This window comes from uncultured Moraxella sp. (genome assembly GCF_945873075.1).
In the GTDB taxonomy this organism is placed as follows: Bacteria; Pseudomonadota; Gammaproteobacteria; order Pseudomonadales; family Moraxellaceae; genus Moraxella.
Map to the genome: position 1 here is coordinate 1 of NZ_CAMCBS010000055.1, position 4,222 is coordinate 4,222.

The window sequence follows — 4,222 nt, forward strand, 5'->3', positions numbered from 1 at the left end:
TAAGAAGTGATGGACATGGCGTACTAAGAGCAGACAAAGGTATGGTGATTAGTACCCAAGGGCGCGCTCAAGCAGCAGAGCACATCAAGTCCATTCAAGAGCCAACACACCTATTAGAAACTGCTTATCATCAGCACCACAATTTGGCTAATTCTGCCAAGGAGCATCAAGCTCAAGATGACGATGACCAACTTGGGGTAGCTAAGCAGCTCTTACAGCAAGCGACCGATATCAAAGGCGGTGGCAATACCCAAGAGCTTGCTTCACCACAACTGCTCTTACATAGCCCTGTAGGGATTGAGGTGACTTCTAATAAAAGCGTTCATGTCGTCTCCCAAGAGCATACCGCCATCACCTCAGCACAGCACACTAGTATCAGTTCAGGTAAAAACCTATTAGCCACCGTCAGAGGGGCGATTCGCTTCTTTGCTCAATTGGCAGGTATTCGCCTGTTTGCTGCCAAAGGCAAGGTTGAAATCAATGCTCAAACCGATGACATAGATGTGCTAGCACTCAACAAAATCAAAATACACTCCAACAATGATTGGGTGGAGATTACTGCCCCCAAAGGCATTCTCATCAATGCAGGGGGCAGTTATATCAAAATCACCAAAGAGGGCATAGAACAAGGCACCAATGGACAATGGACAGCCCAAGCCAGCAGTCACACCCTATCAGGACCTGCCAATATACCACTTGAGACGGAGAGTAGGTTGTTTAATGATGAGATGTTTGTTTTAAAAGACAGTGATGGTAATATATTGGCAAATGAACGCTATAAAATCGTGACTAAGTCTGGTGAGGTATTTTATGGCGTAACAGACAATGAAGGGCGAACAGATAGAGTATTCACAGGCGGATTAACCGAAGATTTGGAGGTATTTTTGGATGACAGATAACATAAAAAAAGACACTGTTCTGACAAAACTCATGTGGAATACGCAAGTGTTTGCCCCTACGCACTATCCTATAGAGCTTGTAACAGGGGAAAGCTTTTGGTTCTTTGATGAGATGGGTGATGATCGTGTTGGATTTTATGCACAGGCAGGGGGTGGCTGGCGTAATGGTGCGGTAGATACCATCGGTGGGTCACCCAGCAGTCCCACATTCTTGCCTGTAGGTGTCAAGCTTATGTGGCTATCTTTTGCTGAGTCTTGTTTTTATCATACAGTCATGTTTCTACCCCAAGATACCCTTGTTCAGTTGGCACAGCAGACACTCACCACAGACGAGCAGGTCGTCAAAAACCTCATTAATATCCAGTTTGCCATTGCCCCCAATGGTTTTGTGAGCCTACGAGCAGGGTTTGCTAACCACATACAAGAGCTTGGCACACACGAAGCCGAGGTGGCGAATGCTTCATGGGAGTTTTTTGCGCTGACCAACCATTTTGACCCTAATTTGATGTCCATGGAGCAATACATTGCCAAGCGCTTAGAAAAAGCACCAAAAGCATTACAAGAGCAAGCCAAAAATGGCAATCTGCCAACAAGATGGCAAGAATACAGCGAACGCAAGTTTCCTTGGCATTTGGCTAGTGATGTAGAGCTGTTTGCTTATCAAGTCACTTATGTCAATGGTGAATCATCTTGGCAACGGATTTTTGCGAATAAACAAAATGCCGACACGCCAACTAAGTTACAGCCTGCCCCTGCATGGATAGGACTGTTTTTTAAAAAAAACAATCAGCGACATCATGCGGTGGTTAATCTGTCTCATCATCAGTTTGGTAGAACTGAGCAGCCTGATGATGATGTGGCGGTTTTTGAGGTATTTAAACGCTTTTTTAGTTCAAATAGACCCACTGCATTGGTTATCCATCTTACCAAAGACATGACAGGCAATGTATTTTTGACCAACGGACACAAAGAACAGATGCTAGACGCACAGATAACCACAAAAATACTCGCCGATGATGAGTATCCTTGGTTTGAGTAGGAGGTAGGGATGGCGCAAACACATACCAACACAAACATAAATAAAAATCCGCCCAAAAACATCGGCAAAGGCACAAGCAACCCCAAAGATGGCTCAAGTGTTGAATGTACTGTCAATTGTTTGGAAATCAATGTTTTCTTTGATGGTACGTGGAACAGTCGGTATAATAGCGATAGGTATAACGACCCCAACCAAGTTTATAAGGTGCAAGAGACCATCAATTTGCCTGAAAACCAAAAGAAAACCCGTCGTCCATTTGATGGCGATACCACCCGTGCTGAACATCTACTTAAAAAAGAGTACAAAGCAACAGAGACAAGCTTTGCACGAGCTCCAACAGGCGTAGATCAGATGGCACGAGCTTTTGGCGGTAATGAACGCATGGTGGCACTTTATGCGGATGGTGCTGGTGCGATAACACCTCGCAAAGTCAGGGAACAAACCAATCCTTTGGCTCCTAACCAGCGCTCTGATTACGATCTAAAAACTCCCCATCACGGTCTTGCAGAAAAAGACTTCTCAAGCGATAGTATGATTGGTTCAGGTCTTGGTATGGGGGATAGCGGTGTTTATGGCAAACTTGGGCAAATGTTTCGCAAGATATATAATGTTATCCAACAAAAAAGCCAAGGAATGCAGATTGACCATGTCAGCTTTAATGTCTATGGCTTTAGTCGTGGGGCAGCCACTGCTCGTATGTTTGTGCATCGTGTGCTAAACTATGGATACGACAAAGACATCATCAAAGAAGTGGATAAATTGCTGAATCAAGAAGAACACTATGTCAGCCAGCAACCTTTTGACAACATACCAAGCAAAGATAACCCTACGCCTCCACCAAAACAGTTAAGCTTTCAAGATATTCTAAATCCTGCTCGCTTTAGGGTAAAGTTTGTCGGACTGTTTGACACCGTCAGCTCCATAGGCACCAACCACGATGATGATGTGGTTGATGAAAAACAGCAACTGTATTTTGATGAAACTCGCAGACCCAATCAAGTCGTCCATATCGTAGCAGGTCATGAGTTCCGCCAAAAGTTCGCTGTCACCACGATTGCTAGTGCGGTTCAAAATGGCTGTGGCTTTGAAGTTGTGCTACCAGGCTGTCATACGGATATTGGCGATGGCTTGGAGACAAGGTGGGTAAAAGGAGAGGAGGGTCAATGGAAAAACAAACATGTTGACGACCCTACGACCATTTGTCATAAATACAACCTAGCCAGTGCTCCCTTTGCAATGCTAACCAAAATCAAGCTGTTTTCACCATTGATATTCTCTCAGGTGGTACAAGCTGAGGAAAAAGCCTTGATGAATTTACAACAAGCCGATTTTGGTGATATTATCACAATTTTGGATAAACAAGGTTGGTTTAGCAAAGAAAAAGGGGAGATTTGGCGAGATGATGATGTCTTAACGATGGATAAGATTAAGGTGAATAGAAGACACCATTTGAATCCAGAAGGTCGCATTAAAATCCTCTCACCTGATTATCCCAAAATCGCCACCAAGCTTATGCTTGATATCATGACAGATATTGGTGTTAATCGTAATTATAATTTGGATACATACCATGCTGATACAATCAAAGAGCCTTATTTCCAAGAGTTTTCAAAAGAATTGATTGGCAAAGCTTGGGAAAAATACCAAGACTACAAAACCAACAAAACCCAATACTTTGTCAATGAAAACATCATCAATGGCACACAAGAGGGCAAAAACTACTATGTTGGTATCGAAGACAAAGAAAAAAACAAAATCCTATTTCACGACTACCTACACTGGTGTAGTAGCATGAAAAGAGACCCAATCAGTCTATTGGTAACCCATGTCAGCGTGCCACAAATCAACCCACAAACCAACCAGTTTTATCGAACCGTCTATCAAGGCTAAATAAGGAAAAACACCATGAAAACCAAAACAATACTTATTTTATCAATCCTCTTATCATCCCTAACCCTCACCGCCTGTGATCCATTCAAAGGCTTAAGAGACTATGGGCAAGAATCAGGGGCAAATGGGAAGCCAGCACCAAGATTTAAAAATGCTAGAGGGGATAATGTTTGGGGCTGTCAAGAGGAAATCATACCTGCTAGCGATGGTGGTGCATATTTAGAGCAATATGGCTTACCCCCAGAAATCGGCGGTAACTTTATCTGTGAAAACGGTAAGCCTAAACTGCCTAAAGACTGTCAAGGTCGTGAGATTCGTAGTGAAGCGGAGATGATAGCATTTTGGCAAAAACATCAACTTCCCATTGGTCTTAAATATTTTGAATGTGTCAATG

The 4,222-nt window shown here is 43.2% G+C and carries 4 protein-coding genes; all 4 read left to right on the forward strand.

Annotated features, from left to right (window positions below; genetic code table 11):
* Nucleotides 1-899, forward strand: an 899-nt coding sequence (locus Q0N89_RS09735; RefSeq protein WP_294035890.1) for a DUF2345 domain-containing protein, incomplete at its 5' end; no start/stop codon positions are given.
* A complete protein-coding gene (locus tag Q0N89_RS09740) occupies nucleotides 889-1,938 on the forward strand; it encodes a DUF2931 family protein (protein ID WP_294035892.1) in 1,050 nt (349 codons plus the stop codon). The genes Q0N89_RS09735 and Q0N89_RS09740, both read left to right, overlap by 11 nt.
* Before the next feature lie 9 nt (nucleotides 1,939-1,947).
* Nucleotides 1,948-3,828 carry a DUF2235 domain-containing protein gene (locus tag Q0N89_RS09745; protein WP_294035894.1) on the forward strand — a complete coding sequence of 627 codons (1,881 nt, stop codon included), beginning with the start codon at nucleotides 1,948-1,950 and terminating at the stop codon, nucleotides 3,826-3,828.
* A gap of 15 nt (nucleotides 3,829-3,843) precedes the next feature.
* Nucleotides 3,844-4,222 (forward strand): hypothetical protein (locus Q0N89_RS09750; protein ID WP_294035896.1); only part of this gene is annotated, 379 nt, incomplete at its 3' end.